This is a genomic window from Aeromonas sp. ASNIH8 (genome assembly GCF_002919855.1).
GTDB classification, from domain to species: domain Bacteria; phylum Pseudomonadota; class Gammaproteobacteria; order Enterobacterales; family Aeromonadaceae; genus Aeromonas; species Aeromonas caviae.
Genome location: NZ_PQLN01000242.1, coordinates 1 through 1,039, shown reverse-complemented (window position 1 = coordinate 1,039; position 1,039 = coordinate 1). Strand labels below are relative to the sequence as shown.

Annotated in this window: 1 protein-coding gene; it reads right to left on the bottom strand. The window is 52.5% G+C overall.

Translation table 11 applies throughout. The features are described 5' to 3' along the window. The coding region (locus C3418_RS23690; RefSeq protein WP_103859388.1) for an IS630 family transposase at positions 1 to 964 on the bottom strand (964 nt) is incomplete at its 3' end. Between the last annotated feature and the right edge of the window lie 75 nt (positions 965 to 1,039).

The following is a 1,039-nucleotide window of genomic DNA, read 5'->3' as shown; positions in this document are numbered from 1 at the left end:
GGGCCAGCAGGCTGGCCATTCCTCTGCATTGATGATTGCGCGTGATGGTTTCATGTAACTTGTGCCACAGCCGTTCGATGTGATTAACCCAAGGGCTGTAAACTGGCTGGAACACCAGGCAGAACTTGGGGTTCTTCTTCAACCATCGCTCGGTCTGTTTGCTTTTGTGAATGATGTAGTTATCGAGGATCAGTGTGATGGTTTTGGCTCGTCGGTAGTGGCGACGCAGCTTTTCCAGCATGGCGATAAACAGCGATGAGTTTTTCTTTATCCCGCTGACGTAAAGTACTCTTCCATTGCCTGCATGGAGAACGCCTGCCAGGTAATGTTTGGCGTTCTTTCCAGGTGTGACAACCCGCTTTTGCTGCGCTCTGAACATCCAGTCGGCCCCTAATTTGGGATTAAGGTCTATATCGACTTCATCCTCATAAAACACCGGATTATCTGCATCACAGCGGGCCAGTGCCGCGTCGATATTAGCCATTTTCTCCTGATAGGCAGGGTCTTTTATCCGCAAGGTCGGCACGGGCCTTCGCCAGACAATGCCCATACGCGGTAACCATCGGCGGAGCGTGGAGGCTGCCATATTGAGCCCCATTAACCGATTGATTTTGATAGCCAATAGTTCGGTACACCAACGGCTGCGCTGATAACCAAAATCTTGCGGAGAAAACTGCATGAGCAGCACCAGTAAGGTGACAATCTTGGCGACAGGTAAGATCGGGGCACGGCCAGCCGGTAAGGCTTCTAACGCCCCCACACCTTCATCCCGATACCACCGAAGCCAACGGCCGATGGTCGAGCGAGCAGCGCCGGTAAGGTGATGAACATCAGTGATCGTGCGTCCTTCATGTAACAGCAAGATGGCCATCAAGCGACGAGCATGCCCTTTATCACGCGTGGCATGGATGATTTTGTGAATGCGGCGCCGTTGTGGTCGTGGCAGGGGTGGTAGGATAGGCATCAACTCAGTCCTTTTGGTGTGGCTTGTTTTGTTTCGCGCCTAATGAGATCGCACAAACTGGACTGAGTTCCCTTC